Origin of the sequence: Fibrobacter intestinalis, assembly GCF_900167415.1 — a bacterium.
Lineage (GTDB): Bacteria > Fibrobacterota > Fibrobacteria > Fibrobacterales > Fibrobacteraceae > Hallerella > Hallerella intestinalis.
On sequence record NZ_FUWU01000028.1, the window covers coordinates 1 to 16,248 of the forward strand.

Annotated in this window: 13 protein-coding genes; 6 read left to right on the forward strand and 7 right to left on the reverse strand. The window is 49.5% G+C overall.

From position 1 onward, the window contains the following. Positions 1-268, reverse strand: a 268-nt coding sequence (locus B5D40_RS08620; protein ID WP_144319685.1) for a transposase, incomplete at its 3' end; no start/stop codon positions are given. A gap of 303 nt (positions 269-571) precedes the next feature. On the opposite strand from B5D40_RS08620, the gene glgB reads away from it, so the two are divergent. Further along, entirely contained in the window at positions 572-2,974 is a 2,403-nt protein-coding gene (gene glgB / locus B5D40_RS08625; RefSeq protein WP_233134239.1) for a 1,4-alpha-glucan branching protein GlgB, read from the forward strand. Positions 2,975-3,036: 62 nt separating this feature from the next. On the opposite strand, the gene B5D40_RS08630 is transcribed toward glgB, so the two are convergent. Beyond that, positions 3,037-4,839 carry a hypothetical protein gene (locus B5D40_RS08630; protein WP_078776603.1) on the reverse strand — a complete coding sequence of 601 codons (1,803 nt, stop codon included), beginning with the start codon at positions 4,837-4,839 and terminating at the stop codon, positions 3,037-3,039. 172 nt (positions 4,840-5,011) lie between these two features. On the opposite strand from B5D40_RS08630, the gene B5D40_RS08635 reads away from it, so the two are divergent. Beyond that, entirely contained in the window at positions 5,012-5,893 is an 882-nt protein-coding gene (locus tag B5D40_RS08635) for a LysR family transcriptional regulator (RefSeq protein WP_078776604.1), read from the forward strand. A 240-nt stretch (positions 5,894-6,133) separates the two neighbouring features. Continuing rightward, entirely contained in the window at positions 6,134-7,162 is a 1,029-nt protein-coding gene (locus B5D40_RS08640; protein WP_078776605.1) for a PDDEXK nuclease domain-containing protein, read from the forward strand. Positions 7,163-7,242: 80 nt separating this feature from the next. Here the strand turns inward: B5D40_RS08640 and B5D40_RS08645 are convergent, their stop codons facing one another. From B5D40_RS08645 to B5D40_RS08655, 3 genes are all read right to left on the reverse strand, one after another. Further along, entirely contained in the window at positions 7,243-7,749 is a 507-nt protein-coding gene (locus B5D40_RS08645; RefSeq protein ID WP_078776624.1) for a flavin reductase family protein, read from the reverse strand. Between the two features lie 133 nt (positions 7,750-7,882). After that, on the reverse strand, positions 7,883-9,142 hold the full coding sequence (locus B5D40_RS08650) for a fibrobacter succinogenes major paralogous domain-containing protein (RefSeq protein WP_233134240.1): 1,260 nt from the start codon (positions 9,140-9,142) through the stop codon (positions 7,883-7,885). Between the two features lie 40 nt (positions 9,143-9,182). Beyond that, the gene (locus B5D40_RS08655) at positions 9,183-10,079 is read right to left on the reverse strand and encodes a hypothetical protein (RefSeq protein WP_078776607.1); all 897 of its coding nucleotides are present in this window, start codon (positions 10,077-10,079) and stop codon (positions 9,183-9,185) included. A 20-nt stretch (positions 10,080-10,099) separates the two neighbouring features. Between B5D40_RS08655 and B5D40_RS15290 the strand changes: the two genes are divergently transcribed. Then, a complete protein-coding gene (locus B5D40_RS15290; protein ID WP_143394382.1) occupies positions 10,100-10,387 on the forward strand; it encodes a hypothetical protein in 288 nt (95 codons plus the stop codon). Positions 10,388-10,436: 49 nt separating this feature from the next. Here B5D40_RS15290 and B5D40_RS08660 read toward each other — a convergent pair whose 3' ends face one another. After that, positions 10,437-11,513 carry an alpha/beta hydrolase gene (locus B5D40_RS08660; protein WP_078776625.1) on the reverse strand — a complete coding sequence of 359 codons (1,077 nt, stop codon included), beginning with the start codon at positions 11,511-11,513 and terminating at the stop codon, positions 10,437-10,439. Between the two features lie 244 nt (positions 11,514-11,757). Here B5D40_RS08660 and B5D40_RS08665 point away from each other — a divergent pair, with 244 nt between their 5' ends. Further along, positions 11,758-12,426, forward strand: a complete 669-nt coding sequence (locus B5D40_RS08665; protein ID WP_078776608.1) for a hypothetical protein — start codon at positions 11,758-11,760, stop codon at positions 12,424-12,426. Between the two features lie 92 nt (positions 12,427-12,518). Here B5D40_RS08665 and B5D40_RS15660 read toward each other — a convergent pair whose 3' ends face one another. Then, entirely contained in the window at positions 12,519-12,680 is a 162-nt protein-coding gene (locus B5D40_RS15660) for a hypothetical protein (RefSeq protein ID WP_158222085.1), read from the reverse strand. A gap of 644 nt (positions 12,681-13,324) precedes the next feature. Here B5D40_RS15660 and B5D40_RS08675 point away from each other — a divergent pair. Beyond that, a complete protein-coding gene (locus B5D40_RS08675) occupies positions 13,325-16,165 on the forward strand; it encodes a glycoside hydrolase family 2 protein (protein ID WP_078776626.1) in 2,841 nt (946 codons plus the stop codon). Positions 16,166-16,248 lie beyond the last annotated feature (83 nt).

Genomic DNA, 16,248 nt, shown 5'->3' on the forward strand with positions numbered 1-16,248 from the left:
CCTTGTCGGCCAGGGTTTTCTCGAGAACGTCTATTTTACGCTGTTTCGCCTTTTCGGTTATGTCGGGGCGTTTCTGCTCGAAAATCCCCGTAGCGGATTCGAAAAGTACCTTCCTCCATTCGAGAATTTTGTTCGGATGTATCTTGTACTCGTCCGCAAGTTCAGATAAGCCTCTGCCCTTGAGGAGAATTTCGCTCAGGATTTTGACTTTCTCCTCCGCACTCAGGCGGCGACGTTTCTGTTTTTCAAGTTTATTTTCTTCTGCCATAAGGTGGCTCCTTGGTTGGAAATATACACCTTATTAGCTTCCTCAATTTTTTCCAAGTTGCGGTTAAGCGCTACATTCCTACAACTTTTTCAACAACTTGCAACAGGGCTTTGCGAATTTTCGGCTTCCATCGTTGAACATTCTACAAAAAATGGAACCCGCCTTAAAAACAGATCGAGTGGCTATCGCGTTAAAGGATTCCTTGGGAACATTTTTCGGAAATTTTGAAATTTCTTGATTTACCGTTCAAAAATTAAAGTAATTTTACAAATAACTCTAAAAGGTTCTAAAATAAGGTTCTCTATGGATATTCAAAACATGACGACGATGACTCAAGACCAAATGAACTCCCTATGGAATTTCAACTGTCACGACCCCTTTTCCATTTTGGGAATTCACGCTCTGGAAACGGACCGCGGTCTTAAAACGGTAATCCGCGTGTACCTGCCCGGAGCCGCAGCCATCCGCGGCGAATCCGTAGAATCCGAAATTCTCTATGGTGCTGTGAATGCCGAAGAACCCGTAGTCGAAGTCAAGGCAAGCAAAAAAAGCACAAGCAAAAAGAACGCCAAAGCGGCGCCTAAAGCGACCAAAACCAAAACGGCCAAAACCAGCAAAGCAAAATCGCCGCGCGCTTCAAAAACCAAAACCGCGCAGGACGACGCCAAAAAACTCGTTTTCGACTTTTTGAAAATCGGCGATTCGGGATTTTTCGAAGCCGTTCTCGATATGGAATTTCAGCCGTTCTTTTACAGGCTGCATATCACCCTCGATAACGGCATCCAGTATTCCGTCATCGACCCTTACGCCTTCCTTCCCGTCCTGACCGATTTCGATTGCCACCTGATCAAAAACGGAACCCATTACGAACTGTATAAAAAACTCGGAGCGAACATCGTCCGTCATCAGGGATTTAGCGGTGTCCAGTTTGCCGTTTGGGCCCCGAATGCCAAAAGCGTTTCCGTCGTCGGCAATTTCAACAGCTGGGACGGTCGGCGCCACCCGATGCGCATGATTGGGGATTCCGGCGTTTGGGAAATTTTTATTCCGGAACTCGGCGAGAACGAACTTTACCGTTTTGAAATCCACGCCCAGGACGGTCGCCTTTTGACAAAGTCCGACCCGTTCGCCAAATGGAGCGAAATGCGACCTGCGACGGCAAGCGTGACAACGCACCTCGACGGTTACAAGTGGGACGACAAGCTCTACATGGACACGCATTATGCGACCCGCGTTTTTGGCAGCCCCATGAACATCTACGAAGTGCACGCCGGTTCCTGGCAGCGCGACCCGTCCAATCCGGACCGGTTCCTTTCGTGGAACGAACTCGCCGACAGGCTGATCCCCTACCTGAAGGAAATGGGATATACGCACGTCGAATTTTTGCCCATTATGGAACATCCGCTCGACGAATCCTGGGGTTATCAGGTGACGGGCTACTACTCGCCGACCAGCCGTTTCGGCTCTCCAGATGAATTCCGTCGCTTTGTGGACATTTGCCACCAGAACGAAATCGGCGTGATTCTGGACTGGGTTCCCGCCCACTTCCCCAAAGATTCCTATGCGCTCGGGCGTTTTGACGGCACAGCCTGTTACGAGCATGCCGACCCGCGCCAAGGCGAACATCCGGACTGGGGAACGTATATTTTCAACCTGGGCCGCAAGGAAGTATCCAACTTTTTAATTGCCAACGCCATGTATTGGCTGCGCGAATTCCACTGCGACGGTTTGCGCGTCGATGCGGTCGCGAGCATGCTCTACCTGGACTACGGCAAAAAAGACGGCGAATGGGTCCCGAATAAGGACGGCGGCAACATCAACTACGACACTCTGGAATTTCTCAAGCACCTGAACAGCATCATGGGACGCATTGCCCCCCATGCGATTCTCATCGCCGAAGAATCCACGAGTTTCCCGTGCATCACAAGGCCTCCCGAACGCGGCGGCCTCGGATTCCATTACAAGTGGAACATGGGCTGGATGAACGACTTCCTCTCTTATATGAAGCACGAACCCGTCCACCGCAAATACCACCACAATCTGATCACCTTCAGCATGGTTTACGCCTATTCCGAAAATTTCATTCTGGTGCTCAGCCACGACGAAGTCGTGCACGGCAAAGGTTCCATGCTCGGCAAAATGCCTGGAGACAACTGGCAGAAATTCGCCAACCTGCGTCTCGCCTACGCTTACCAATTCGCCCATCCCGGCAAAAAGCTCAATTTCATGGGCAACGATTTCGGGCAATTCCGCGAATGGAACGAAAAGCAGTCCTTGGACTGGCACTTGACTTCTTGGGAAACCCACGGCAAACTGCATCAGATGTTCAAAACGCTTTCGCACATTTACAAATCGGAAAGCCCATTTTGGGAAGTCGATCATGCGCCCGAAGGATTTGAATGGATTTCCTGCGATGACGCGGACAATTCCATCGTTTCCTTTATCCGTCGCGATGCGCACGGCGCCACCATTCTCTGCGCATTTAACTTCACGCCGGTTCCCAGAACGCCTTACCGCATCGGCCTTCCGATTCGCGGACGTTGGCAAGAGATTTTCAATTCGGATTCCGAAATGTGGGGCGGCGGAAACATCGGCAACGCCGGAGAGATTCACTCCGAAGAAACGCCCTGGCAAAATCGCCCGTTCAGCGCGAACATCCAGTTGCCACCTCTCGGAGCCGTCTTCTTCAAATTCATCGGCGAATAATTCCGCAAAAAAAATGCAAAGGACAGGCGCGAACCTGTCCTTTTTTGTGCAGAGAGAAAGAACTACTTGGATTGCGCCCGAGGCCTGAATTTTACGCGGACTGCGGACACACCAGAAGAAACCGAAGCCGGAAGATTCAAAAAGGTCGTTCCCGCAGAAACTTGCCGCGCAAAACGGAAAAGGCATTTCCCGTTCAAATCAAAAACCTGCATCTGCAAGAACCCCGATTTCGGTGCGTAAACAAAGCCTTCCGCAAGATGCACCCGAACCTTTTCCGCAGAAAAAATTCCAGGAGTCAAGCGCAACGGTTCGTCTTCTTCCGTAGAATCCGCGGCGGCATTTGGGGAAACGAGCATTTCCACTTTGCCCGTATATTCCGAACCGTCATTTCCCCGAACAACGTATTGAAAAGACATCAGTCCAGATGCCTTTTTATCCGCGGTAAAAATCGCCGAATGGCCGTCATCCGCCAGCACGACGGCAGCATTTTCCGGAGCCTTTATGGAATAAACCGGAGCAACGCTCTGGAATCCAGAAGTCCATTGCCGCAAATCCACACGAGTTTCCTCCCCCGCTTTCGCCGTCGCATGAGGCGCGCCCAAATAATTGATGTACTTCTCGATATGGGCATATCCGTCATCGCCGATAACCATCGCATCGTCTTTATCCTTATCGCTCCCGAACGCCTCTTCAAAATAGTCGGGCATTCCATCGTTATCGCTGTCGAGAGACTTTTCGTCTCCCAAGATTTCCCCGTAGCCGTTGTTCATAAGTCCCGTTTGTTCCTGACTCGTATAAAGTACGCCAGCACTCCCGAGACTGTTGATTTGCGACCAGACCAGCGAATCGATATCGTCGTAAGGAAGCGCGCCCGCTTGCGAAGTCACCAGACGCCAAGCGGTTTCTGCGCTATAGACGGGATTCGCCGTCGTATGTTCGGACCAGGGTTCACTCAAAACCGTCCCTTCTCCCTGATACCAGTAAGGAGTCGTCTCTCCGCCATTTAAAATTCCATCCCGGTCCGTATCGATTTTGTTTCCGCTGTAATAAATCGACTGATTTTTATCCACCTGATACCAGGCGTTTTTTCCTTTGGGACCATAAACAAAATAATTGTTCACAATATCGTGCTTGAAATTCGTGCTCGTGTGCGTCGTATAGCCCGCTTCAAAATTATAGAGGATATTGTTCACAAAAACATCGTTCACTTTATCGAGCGGATTCCGGTTGTGCGTATTGGCAAAGGCATTGTAATACCAGGACCAGTTGCTATTCACCGATTCCACGTGTGCGCCGAATTGCTGGTAAATCGGATCGGCAATCAAGCAGCTTTGGATAGTCACATCCGTCACGGGATAATTCTGCCAGTCGTCGCTCACGCCGCCGATATTGTTCCATGGCGCAAATTCAATGGACACGTGGTCGAGAATCACGTTTCGCGCATTGTAAAGATTGATGCCGACGTCCTTTGTCGAAGCCGTTTCGCTCCCCGGACGGATGCGGATATAGCGGACAATCACGTTTTTTTGCTTGCCCATGGAAAGCTTTCCGCCCCGAAATCCGATTCCCTCGCCCGGTGCCGTCTGCCCGGCAATCGTTATGTCGCTCGCGATGGAAACCGCGCTTTTGAGCTGGATATAGCCGCCCACATCAAAGACCACAATGCGATTGCTTTTGCTGACCGCATCCCGGAACGAACCTTCGCCCGAATCGTTCAAATTGGTCACATGATAGACGCTGCCGTTTCTGCCGCCAGTCGCATTCGCCCCAAAGCCGAGAGCCTCTGGAAAAGCCAGCGGTGCCGCCCAAAGAGAATGCGCAAAACCGGCGCAAACAAATGCAAAACCTATTTTTTCAAAAGACATCTGTAATCCTTTCCCAAAAATTCTGTTCAAAAAATAAAGCGTTCCAACGATTTGCATCGATTTTCCCCAAAGAAGCGAAGTCCACGGACAACTGCAAAAATTCCGGCGCCACTTTGAACAGCAAAAATGCTTCCCATTTTCCATTCCATGCAGTTTATGTATTTTTCCATTCATGGAAATCCGAACTTTGAAATATTTTTTGGCCATAGCCGAAGCGGAAAGTTTTTCTGCCGCCGGTCAGAACGTCCTGTTTGTCACCCAGCCTACACTCTCCCGGCAAATGCAGGAACTGGAAGAGGAATTGGGCGTGAAATTATTTTACCGCGCTGGGCAAAAAACGCTCCTCACCCAGGAAGGCATCCGCTTCAAGCAGCGGGCCAAAGAAATCATGACTCTTGTGAAACGAACGGAGCAGGAATTTTCATCCTCCAAGGACGAGGAAATCGCCGGGGACATTTACATCGGCTGTGCGGAAACGGAAGGGATGCGAAAAGTCATCCGCATCATCAAAAATTTGCAATCCCAATTTCCGAAAATCCGAATCCACTTATACAGCGGAAACGCCAGCAATGTTTCGGAAAAACTGGACCAGGGAATTTTGGACTTTGGCGTTTTGCTGACTTCGGCCAACTTTTTCAAATACAATTTTTTGAACCTTTCCGAGCGGGATGTCTGGGGAGTCCTTGTCCGAAAAGACCATCCCTTGGCACAAAAAGAAAGCATTACGCCTGACGATCTTCTGGACGTTCCCTTGATTGTTTCCCAGCAGAGCATGCAATTCAAGGATTTTTCCGGCTGGCTGGGTCGGGATTTGGATTCGCTCCACGTTGTCGCTTCTTACAATTTGATTTTCAACGCCGCGCTCATGGTGGACGAAGGTCTGGGTGTCGCCATCACGCTGGACAAACTGGTTCACACCTCTGAAAATTCCCGTCTTTGCTTTCGTCCCTTTTCCCCGAAACAGGAAACGGAACTGCAGCTGGTGTGGAAGAAGCAACAGGCCATGAGCAAAGTCTGCGAAATTTTTTTGGACGCTTTCCGCAAATGGAGTTAGGAAGCGGATAGTATGCTGAACTCCATTACGCTTTCCTCCGACATTATAATTCTCCCCATCGAAAAGGAACTTCCTTAAGATTCTGCACGGGAGTTTATTTAGAAAAATGAGAAATCCCTACGTGATGAAGATTATTATCTATATTGAGCTTAATTGAAAATATGGAAAACGAAAGCAATTGATTGAGACCAAGATCATTCCACCAAAAGGCCTAAGTCAAATAAAATCGCAACTATAGAGATTCCGGCACTCTTTACTGAAATAAAGACACTGATCAATTCCGCAAAGCAAAAGGTCGCCGTCGAAGTAAACAGCACGATGTCCGCATTATATTGGGAAATTGGAAATAAGATCAATCAAAATTTACTGAAAGATCGCCGTGCGGATTACGGAAAACAAATCGTCGCCAATTTATCGAAGCAACTTCGGCAAGAATATGGAACCGGCAGTTTTTCAGAGAAAAATCTACGTCGAATGATGCAATTTTCAAGTACTTTTCCCAATCGGGAAAATGTCGCAACACTGTTGCGACAATTCAGTTGGAGCCACTTTACGCTTTTTATTCCGATACAGGACGAGCTGAAACGCAGTTTTTATATGGAAATGTGTCGTCTCGAGAATTGGAGTGTTCGCACCCTACGGGAAAAAATAGATGGGATGCTGTACGAACGAACCGCAATCAGCAAGAGGAGCGAAGAAACTATAAAAAAGGATCTAATGGTACTTAAGGAAACAGATCGGTTATCGCCGGACCTGGTTTTTAAGGATCCCTATTTTCTGGATTTTCTTGGATTACACGACAGCTATTCCGAAAAGGATCTTGAAAACGCGATCCTTGCCGAAATGGAACGGTTCATTTGCGAGATGGGCACGGATTTTGGTTTCATGGCTCGTCAAAAACGAATAACAGTTGACAATGAGGACTACTATATTGATTTACTCTTCAGTCATCGTCACCTGCATTGCCTCGTCGTTGTTGAGCTAAAGTTGGGTGAATTCAAAGCAGCCTATAAAGGGCAAATGGAATTGTACCTGCGCTGGTTAGAAAAGAATGACCATGTGGAAGGGGAAAAACCGCCGATAGGCTTAATTCTATGCGCAGGGAAAAACGACGAACATGTTGAACTGATGCATCTTGAAGACAGCAATATCCGTGTAGCTGAATATCTTACCAAGTTGCCCGACCAGAAACTGCTTGAACAAAAATTGAGTCAGGCAATCACATTTGCGAAAAATCGTTTGGAAACCCGGACTGGTGAGAGAAATTAAGTCGGCCTATTTTTGCCATGAGCAAAGTCTGCGAAATTTTTTTGGACGCTTTCCGCAAATGGAGTTGAGGGGGAGTCGGGCTAGATCTTCTTTAGGATTTTTTCGATTTCCAAAATGTAGAGTGTGTGGAAATCGCCGTCCTGATAGACCTTTTCTGGAATGGTCAAATCCACAAAGCTCTTTTTGTCGAAGGGCTGCGCAAAGAGTTTTTTGCACAGAAGAACCAGATATGCCTCATCAAAATAGGGAGTTTCCTTTTCGTGTTGTAGAGTCAAATGGCATTCCGCGATTTTATCCACGTCCTTTCCCGAATGCTTGCCGCAAAAAGCCAGTTCCTTGCGAAATTTTTCCTCGAAAAAGCAGAGGGATAAGGTTCCCGAAGCGTCTATCAGTTTTTTGGTAAAACGCTGGGGGCGCACGACAATATAGGCGACGGGTTTGTTCCACATAATTCCCAAGCCGCCCCAGGAAGCCGTCATCATATTGGTTTTACCCGCATGCTGGGCGGTAATCAGCGTCCAATCTTTATGGAACAGCTGAAAAGGATTGTTTTGAAGGTCGTCCGCTTGGATTTCTTGAAATGCCATAATCATCTCCTAGAGTTTCCTGTAAAAATATAAAATCGATTACAAAAAAAACTGCCAAGCCGGAGTTAGGCCTGACAGAGCTTTTAAGTTTTGAATGGGGTTCGCGCTTTTGAAAGGCGATTTCAAATTTGAGCTAATCCTTGAGGCAACGTACGGAATACCCTTTGCCCTTGAGGTTGTAACCCGAGTACACGCCCTCGTAGCCGTAGTAGAAGTCCCAGTAGTACGCATAGCGGCTGCTGTTCTCCGTAGAACCCCAGAAGTAGGCGTACTTGCCGGCGCCGAGGTAATAGTCATCGTCAGTGCGGTCGCCCGCCGGCAACACGGAAAAGCCGTATTCGTCCGTGCCGTTGCCACTTTTGCCTTCGTAATCATCCCAACCGCTAGTGGACTTGAGGATTATTCCGGCGGTACCCGTGCCGCCGACAGCCGTGAACAGAGTTTTCCATTCCGTGTCGCTGGGCAAGTGCCAGCCTTCGGGACAGACGCCGCGGACCGGTTCCGTCGCTTTGCACGTTGTGTCGTAGCCGCAGCCCTTGCCGCCATCGCTAAAGACTCCGGCACTGTCCATGGCGGCACTCCACAGGTAGAGCCGCCCATATTTGGCGCAAGAATCCGGCTCGTTTCTGTAGCAATAACTTTTAGCGGTTCCTTCATTGTAATCATAATTCAAGTTCTCCGCCATCCATGTTTGGGTTCCGATCGTCACTGTTTTATAAACCTGACCGTCGCGGGAATCGGTGAACGTGCCATGAGAGACTTCTAATGACGAGCTGGAAGATTCTTCTACGCTGGAGGAAGAGACAACCGTTGCAGAAGAGCTGGAAACATTTTCGCTGGACGAGGAAACAATTGCCGATGAACTGGAAACTTTTTCACTGGACGAAGAAACGATTGCCGACGAACTGGAAGACACTTTCACGCTGGACGATGAGGAGACCTTTGCCGCAGAGCTGGAGGACGGCAGCTCTTCCCACGCGTCCGAAGAGGAAGACACTGCGGAGCTGCTGGATTCCAGCAGGTCGTCGATGTCGAACTTGTACCACTTGCCGCCGGAGCAGACGAGCGCGACCCGTTCGCTCTCCAGGAACGCCCTTTCGCCCTCGCGAGCGTCCGTGCAGGCGGAAAGCTCGTCCACCGTCTGGACGGAATCGATGACCGCGCGGACAAATTTCCAGCGCAAATCCTCGCAGACGTAGATTTCATTGCCGTCCCGGATGAACGCCGTGTCCTGCTCGCGATCCGAAGTGCAGTTGGGCAGGTCGTCGAGAGTCTCTTTCGTATAGGCGAAGTCCGAGCCGAAACCGCTGACGGAAGAACCGTTGTCGTCTCCGCAAGCGGTTAGGAAAAGGGCGACTGCAGCAATTGTAAAAATGATGGGTTGTTTTTTCAAGATTTTATCTCCTCTAAAATTTATCGATCAAACGGAAATTTTAAATTTTGTCCGGTTTCCCGATATTGTTAAAACGAACTCCCAAGGACAAGCCCAGAGACAAAACATAATCCACAATGGCACTCCAAATTTCCCGGGAATTCGAACCGTCCTTTTCCGATTTCCCCAAAATAGAGTAGTTTTGAGCACAGGCGGTTAACCCCGGAACAATATCCGGAGTCAATTTGACCTTCTCAAAGGCCTCTCCGTTCTCTTTACAGGGAACAAAGGAGAAAAATTCCTGATTTTCCTGATAAGTCTGGCCTTGATACAAGGTAAATGTCGATGCGCCCGAGGACAAGGCAAGAGGCTTCAGGGTCGCAGCTTCAAAATCGGCATCGGCACCGTTCAAATTCAAAACGGATTGCAAAGCCGACCGGTATGGATTCGCCACGAATTGATGGCCTTTGTCCTTGGTGACAAAAACGGTATCCAGCAAAAATTCTTTCTTGGGAAGCCTACCTTCATAAACAACGCTCCCGAATAGAATCAGGGAGCCAGCCGAAAGGGTTTGCATTGTTTTAACCACGCCATTCTTGTTGCATTGACGGCAATTGGAATACTTGAAATGCTCCCCAAAGACAAAGGGATCCGTATTCGCACAGCACTTTGTTCCGCGAGGAACGGGCATCTTTTGCGGGAACAAAGGTTTGATCAGGCGTTTCGCGGGAGAATTTTTATCAAATGTTTTTACAACTTCGGCTTCCGGCTCCCATTCGCCCCAAAAGGAAATCGATTCGAATCGCTGCGGTTTTGCACCTTTGGCGGTAATGGCCTCGTCTGCAGAAAGAATGAAATTTCTTTTATGACGGCCATCATTCCAACGTTTGATTCCATTGGTTATATTTTTTGAATATTCTTCCTCATGCGGGTGGGGAAATTGAATGATTCCAATCATATATCTAAACCTCAAGATTTATGACTATTGTTTTCGCAATCGCAAATGTAATCAAAAAAAAAACAAAACCAAGAGGTTTTGGAAATATTTCAAATTTTCATATTTTGGGGGCAACAAAAAGTGACGCGCAACACCAAGTACAGAAAAACAGACATTTGATATCTGAACTTCGCCACGATTACGGTAACCAAGGATTGCTTCGGCTTTGCACAATTCGCCTAAAGGAAGCAGAGCTTCCAAGGCTCATGGGTCGCTACGCTCCTCGCAATGACGGGAAAAAGGCGCGCTTCCCGAAACGCCATTCATAAAACAGCAAAAAAAATCCCGCCCCCCATTCCGGCGAGCGGGAAACGCAGATTACATCCGGCCAAAAAATTCCACGATCCTTGCAAAAGGAATCTTTTCCGCATTATCGTAAAGATCCACGTGGTTTGCGCCCGGAACAATCAGAAGTTCCTTGTTTTCCGGAAAATGCCCCTTTTGCATATTTTGGAACATGGTCTCGCTAAAGTAGCGGCTATGCGCCTTTTCGCCGTGAATCAGCAAAACGGGATTCCGAATTTCGCCGATGCGCTGCAGGAACGGCATATTAACAAAAGGAAGGCTGCTGGTCTTGTTCCATCCGCCCACGGAATTGACCGAACGGGCATGAAATCCTCGCTTCGTCATGTAATAATTGCTGTAATCCTTCAGGAATTGGGGAGTTTGCTCGGTCTGCTCTTCGGGCTTCTGGTTCCCCCCCGCCCTGTCGTAAAATCCCTGGGCAAAATCCTTGGAACGTTGAGCGTTCAAAGATTCCAGCATTTTCTGCCGGGCATCCACATTGTCGTTTACGTCGTTGTAACCGTTGGCGGTAACACGGGTCATATCGTACGAGGTGCTGGCCACCGTCGCCTTGATTCGGGTATCCATCGCCGCAGCGTTGATGCCGATGCCTCCAAATCCGCAAATGCCCAAAATTCCCACCTTGGAAGAATCCACGTCGCTGCGATTAACCAGATAGTCCACCGCCGCGCTGAAATCCTCCGTGTTGATATCCGGCGATGCCACGTTCCGCACGTCGCCGCCGCTTTCCCCGGTAAAGGACGGGTCAAAAGCCAAAGTCAAAAAGCCGTTTTCGGCAAGTGTCTGCGCATAAAATCCGGACGCTTGCTCCTTGACCGCGCCAAACGGCCCGCTGACGGCTATCGCCCTCCACTTTCCCGTTCCCTTTTTGGGAATGTAAAGGTCCGCAGCAAGGGGGATTCCGTAACGGTTCCGGAAAGTGACCTTGGAATGAATCACCTTGTCGCTTTGGGGAAAGACTTTGTCCCATTCTTCCGAAAGGGCGAGCTTATTTTCCTTTTCAGTTGTCTGCATATTTTTTTCCTCCGAACAAGCGGTAAACAAGAGAAGGCTTAAGGTGGCAATGGAGAGTAGAATTTTCTTTTTCATCCTGTCCTCACGATTTAGGTTTTCCGATGCCTTTAATTTAGCGAAAAGATTTGCCAATATCAAATACTTTATTTTCATAAGGATTTATGCCTTTTAAGCATAGCGTCGTCGAAGTTCAGACATTATTTTCATTCAATTACAGAAATTTTTGCCATTTTTTCCTTCAAACCTCTCCAAGTTCCCAAGCCTTTAAATATTTGTTCAATTTGCTATCTTTTGAGCAATTAAACCCATAGGAGAAAAAATGAAAAAAGCATTTGTATCTATTTTCGCCGCCTTGGCACTGACAGGTGCCACTTTTGCACAGGAAGACGAATACGAAGTCGTAGAATACGAAGAAGTCGTCGAAGAAGCTCCTGCCCAACCCGCAGCTGCGCCGGCCAGAACGTACACCACAACTTCCACAGCCAAAGCCGCTCCGGCAAAGAGCAGCAGCGACAAGCCGTTCTTCGGAATCGGCCTGGACGTGGTCAAAGCGATTGGCGGAGCCGGTTATTTGAACCTCGTTTTCAACCTCAACCCGTCGATGACCTTGACCGGAATCTTCGGTTTGTCGCACCACGGCGAAACCACCGTTGAAGCGGACGGCGGTGCCAAAGTCGATTTGGGCGACGATTACACGGCCATCCATATCGGTGCCGGTTTCGACTACTACCTCCCCACAACCTTTGCCCCGTTCTCTGTCGGCGGCGAATTCATCTTCAATCATTATCGAGAGGACAACAACGGACTCGACTTCAATTTCCTGGCCGGCCTCCATGTAGAACTCGCCAAGAACCTGGTTCTCAGCGGCAAAACCGGACTGAATATGGAATACCTCTGGTGGAGCGAATCTGATGAAAACAACTTCGATTTTAGCCGCTTCGACTGGGGCATCGCTTACAAAGTCTATCTCACCTGGTTTGTGTTCTAATCCGTCGAAAGGCGAATTCTTTGAAACGCTCCCGCTTTCCCGCGGGAGTTTTTTTGTCCCAGTCCGCACTGCCCAATCGCCAAGCGTCCGTTTCAAGCCCGAATCGCAAAAGCAGAAAAATCGTTCTTGAAGGAAGGGCGTTCCCGCCGCTTCGCGGCGGTCGGGCTTGCTCCGGGGTTCGCCGTCTTGCGCGGCTCCGTTCCCGTTCCGGGAACCGGCTTCGCCGCCCTCCACATCCCTAACGCGACATTCAAAACTATCCTTTGGGAAATGCGAAAAAGGAGTCAAGGCCTCCTCTAAAAATCGCCTTGGTAAATGCTTCGGTCACTTCAACATGCTCACGAACTAAGACGCGCCGCCGGGGCTGCGGAAAAAGATTGCTTCTACACTTCGAGTATAACTCCACTAAGGTAACAAAGTTACCAAGTGTCGTATATCCACATAGAGGATAACTCCACTAAGTCAATAAATTGACAAGTGTCGTATAACCCCTCCGGGGTTCGCAATGACGAAAAATCCCCAGCGAGCGCGTGGGCGAATGGAAAAACGCCCAAAAATTGTCAGCGAGCGTTTGGGCAACCGGAAAAAGGCCCAAACACAATGGCAAAGCAATCCTTGCGGGCAGCTCGTCATTGTGAAACGACCGCCAGCCGATTTGCGATTTCATCAAAGCGGCAGGATGCCGCACCTCCTATGCTCCCAACTTCCAACTCCCAAGGCACCACTCTCTAACCACTTTACCAGACTACTGACCGCCAATTTTCCCCAGCCGCAAAATTCTTCCTGAAATTTTTCTATTTTTTGCCCAAAAATCCGTTGAAATACACAAGGAATGCGAATGACTACCTCCTCTAAACGCCCTCATTTGGAACAACAAAAAAACGCACAAAGTTCGCGAATGAACTCCATTATCAGCTTGAACGGCGAATGGGATGTCTTATTCGACACGGAAGATTCGGGCATCATCAATCGCTGGTATGCGACCTATCCGGCAGGCACGCAAACAATCCAGGTGCCGTGCATTTGGGAAAAATATTTCAGCAAGATGTCCTTGACGCAGGACGCCGCCTACTATTTCAAGCATTTCACTCTGGACGCCAAGCAGACCGCCAAGCGGGTATTCCTCCGTTTTGAACGCATTTCCATGCACGCCGTATTCTGGCTCAACGGCAAATACCTCGGTTCCCATTTCGGCGCCTACACCTCTTGCCTCCTCGACCTTTCCAAAGCGATAAAGATCGGAGAAGACAACGTTCTTTGCGTTCGCGTAGCCAACATGGGTTCCGCCAACAGCCGCATCGACTTGGGCAGAGAAAGCAAGGATGGCGCCGACGACCGCTTCGTTCGGCCCTCGGAAATGCCCGTCGGACTTCCTTGGACGGAATATCCGTTCGGAGGCATCTACGGGAACGTGGACCTGATTCTCGGCGGAGCGGCCTTTATTTCCAACGTCCAACTGGAACCGGACCTCGACGAAGAACGCGTAACCGTCGATGTTTCCTTTAACAATCCCCGCGGATTTTCCACACGGCTCCGCATCCTGATGCGCAATCCCCGCGGCGAAGTCTGCGAACAAATCAAAGAGCTGAAACTGGAAAAGGAAAACGCCTCCAGCCGATTCGCCCTCAAAATCAACAACTTGAAAAAGAACAAAGATATTTGGGGTCTCTCCTCTCCAAAGCTGTTCACCCTGGAACTCCAGCTGGAAGCCAAAGGAAAAAACAAGGGCGAAGTCGAGCATTCCTTCTCCGTTGTCAAGACTTTCGCCTTCCGCAAATTCGACTGCATCAAGGGCGACTTCTACCTCAACGACTCCATTATCAAGATTCAGGGAGTCAGCTATTCCCAGCACTGGAGCGAAGGCGGACTCTGGAATGCGAACCCGGCAAAGCTTTTCAAGGATCTTGAAGCCATTCAAAAAGCGGGATTCAACGCCATCCGTTCCAACGGAGCACCGCTCAGCAACGAAGCTCTGGACATTTGCGATCAACTGGGGCTATTGGTTTTTCAGGAATTTCCCATTCACACGATGCGTTCCACCCCCCGCGGTCTCGACGAGGTCTATCGCCTCATCGCCGAACTCGTGTCCGAACAGAAGCACCACCCCTGCATTGTCGCTTGGATTCTCGGTTCCGAAAACGGCCCCCTGGTTTTGGAAAACGGAAACAAGCTTTTGAACGCCGTGGACAATTACGACAAGTGCCGCCCCATCATCAGCAACCTGAACTGCGTATTCCTTTCAAACGAAGAGGAATTCCGCAAAGATACCGGCAAACTGATGGGCGTCACCAACGAAAAAATTTTGCTGTATTCTTCGCACCGGATGCACTTGCGCATGAGTCCGAACGCCGCCCTGACGGATTTTCTCGCCCACTATTGCGACAAGAGCGCGATTGACGACGAAAGCGAGATTTCCATTCCGGACACTACCTTGGGCAATTCGCAATTCCAGGATGAATACGCAAATTTTGTAAACGACACGAACGGCAAGATTCTGGTGACATTCAAGAACCACTCGATTCTTCCGGCAAAGCCGACCGATATCAAAGGCCCACGAAGCCTAAAAAACAGCAAGGCCATTCGGCTGCTCTTCAAGCAGGTCGAAACCTTTGTCGCCGACAAGAATCTCTCCATCTGGAAGGACTTCAGTGCGTTCAACGCCGATGCCAAAAGGCTCGCGACGCAGAGCAAGCTCACGCAGATAGCCGCCCTCCAGAGCAACCCGCTCGTTTCCGGATTTATGCTGGATCAATGGGCGGACTTCGGCACGGATTTCAGCGGCCTAGTCGATGAAAATCGCGGTTCCAAAAATCTGGAAGCCTTTGCCCAAGCGCTCACCGTTCCCACACGGCTCCTCGTGACGGGTTTTGAACCGGTCAGCGCTCCCCAGACCGAAATTTCGTTCCAGCTCGCCTTGCTGAACCACGCCCGCCTCGAAGATGTCGAAATTGAAATTGCGATTGTCGATGCGGACGGCAAAAAAGTTTCCAGCAACAAGCAGAAAGCGAAAGGCCAGACGAGCTTGACCCCGCTCGGAACTTTCACGACGGTCGCCCCGAAAAAACCGGGAACTTACCAGCTGAAACTGACTCTCCTTTCCCGCGGGGAAACCATCAGCGAGACCACGGAAAACATGCTTGTTCTCGAAGATGCCGACGTACAGAGCGCCATGTCTCAAGTCTGCTTCCTCGACAACTGCGGAGAAACTTCTGCGGACGCAAAGGCTGCTCTTGCCGGACCGGAAAAAATCATTTTCACGGCGAGTCTGAGTTCCTGGAACGACGACGTTTTGAACAAAATCGTGGAGCTTACCCGCGAGGGCGGTAAAACGCTCTTCCTTTCGGATTTGAACCCGGAAGATATCGAGACGTTCAATTCCAGCCACCACTTTTCGCAGACGATCGATTCCCACTTTACAACAGGTGCGAACGGAATTTCCGTACATTATCTCGTCAATAACTCCGAACTGCTTTCGGAATTTGCCGGCCACCAGATTTTGGACGATCTCGCCTCGTCGGTCATTCCGAGCATTTCTCTGACGGAATTGCCGGACGCCAAAGTCCTCGCGCGCTCGGTTTCGATTGCCGACGGTGAATTGAAAACAGGCGTCGATTTGCAAATTATTCCTTTTGGAAAGGGGCGCATCGTATTCAATCAGCTCAACCTGTTCGAAGGCCTGGAGACCAATCCCCTTGCCGACCGGGTATTTACAAAGCTGGTCCAGATGCTCGTCCGATAATCGCGATTCGATTCAGAATGACGCCGTGGAAAAATCCATGGCGTTTTTTGTTCCCGCCGACAATGCAAAATCAAATCATTCCG

Excerpts from the sequence above, each read along its gene's own strand:
- glgB (WP_233134239.1), top strand. The coding sequence starts at position 572 with ATGGATATTCAAAACATGACGACGATGACTCAAGACCAAATGAACTCC.
- B5D40_RS08665 (WP_078776608.1), top strand. The coding sequence starts at position 11,758 with ATGAAAAAAGCATTTGTATCTATTTTCGCCGCCTTGGCACTGACAGGT.
- B5D40_RS08675 (WP_078776626.1), top strand. The coding sequence starts at position 13,325 with ATGAACTCCATTATCAGCTTGAACGGCGAATGGGATGTCTTATTCGAC.
- B5D40_RS08635 (WP_078776604.1), top strand. The coding sequence starts at position 5,012 with ATGGAAATCCGAACTTTGAAATATTTTTTGGCCATAGCCGAAGCGGAA.
- B5D40_RS08660 (WP_078776625.1), bottom strand. The coding sequence starts at position 11,513 with ATGAAAAAGAAAATTCTACTCTCCATTGCCACCTTAAGCCTTCTCTTG.
- B5D40_RS15290 (WP_143394382.1), top strand. The coding sequence starts at position 10,100 with ATGACTATTGTTTTCGCAATCGCAAATGTAATCAAAAAAAAAACAAAA.
- B5D40_RS08630 (WP_078776603.1), bottom strand. The coding sequence starts at position 4,839 with ATGTCTTTTGAAAAAATAGGTTTTGCATTTGTTTGCGCCGGTTTTGCG.
- B5D40_RS08655 (WP_078776607.1), bottom strand. The coding sequence starts at position 10,079 with ATGATTGGAATCATTCAATTTCCCCACCCGCATGAGGAAGAATATTCA.
- B5D40_RS08645 (WP_078776624.1), bottom strand. The coding sequence starts at position 7,749 with ATGGCATTTCAAGAAATCCAAGCGGACGACCTTCAAAACAATCCTTTT.